The sequence below is a fragment of the Acidovorax sp. KPB24-03 genome, from assembly GCF_057546605.1.
In genome coordinates, this window is the sequence record NZ_BAAJYR010000817.1 from 1 (window position 1) to 822 (window position 822).

Annotated in this window: 1 protein-coding gene; it reads left to right on the forward strand. The window is 75.2% G+C overall.

Annotated features, from left to right (window positions below):
• Positions 1-137: 137 nt before the first annotated feature.
• On the forward strand, positions 138-822 hold a 685-nt coding region (locus AC27KI_RS26200), incomplete at its 3' end, for a lysophospholipase (RefSeq protein WP_487116780.1).

The following is an 822-nucleotide window of genomic DNA, read 5'->3' on the forward strand; positions in this document are numbered from 1 at the left end:
TGGCCGCGGCCATCGCCAGAACCCGCCCGCGCCCCGGCGCGCAGCGCATGGGCTGCTGACGCCGGCCGCGCCCACCCCTTTTCCCGGGCGCGCCACCACATGGCGCGTCTTTTCCGACAGGCCCTAGCCCCCTTCGCATGGTCGATCCCGACGCTCCCTCCACCCTCAGCCCCTTCACCGCCGCCGATGGCGAAAACCTCGCGCTGCAGGACTGGCCGCTGCCGCACGCCGACGCACGCGCCACCGTGCTGCTGGTGCATGGCCTGGGCGAGCACGTGGGCCGCTACGACCGGCTCGCCCGGCGGCTGAACGCCTGGGGTTTTGCCGTGCGCGGCTACGACCAGTACGGCCATGGCGAATCGGGCGGGCTGCGCGGCGCCCTCACGCCCCCGAACCGGCTGATGGTGGACCTGGCCGACATCGTCGATGCCACCCGGGCCCGCATGCCACCCGGCCAGCCGCTGGTGCTGCTGGGCCACAGCCTGGGCGGGCTGGTGGCCGCCAGCTTCGTGGCGCAGGCGCTGCGCCCCGTGGAGGCGCTGGTGCTTTCATCCCCCGCGCTGGACCCGGGCTTGAGCTGGACGCAGAAGTTCCTGGTGGCCACCCTGCCCCGCGTGCTGCCCAACCTGCGCCTGGCCACCGGGATCGACCCCGCCCACCTGTCCCACGACCCCGCCGTCATCGCGGCCTACCGCGCCGACCCGCGCTGCCACGACCGCGTCGGTGCCGGGCTCGCGCGCTTCATCGCCTACACCGGCCCGGCCGTCGTGGCCCGCGCCGCGCAGTGGAGCGTGCCCACGCTGCTGATGTGGGCGGGCGCCG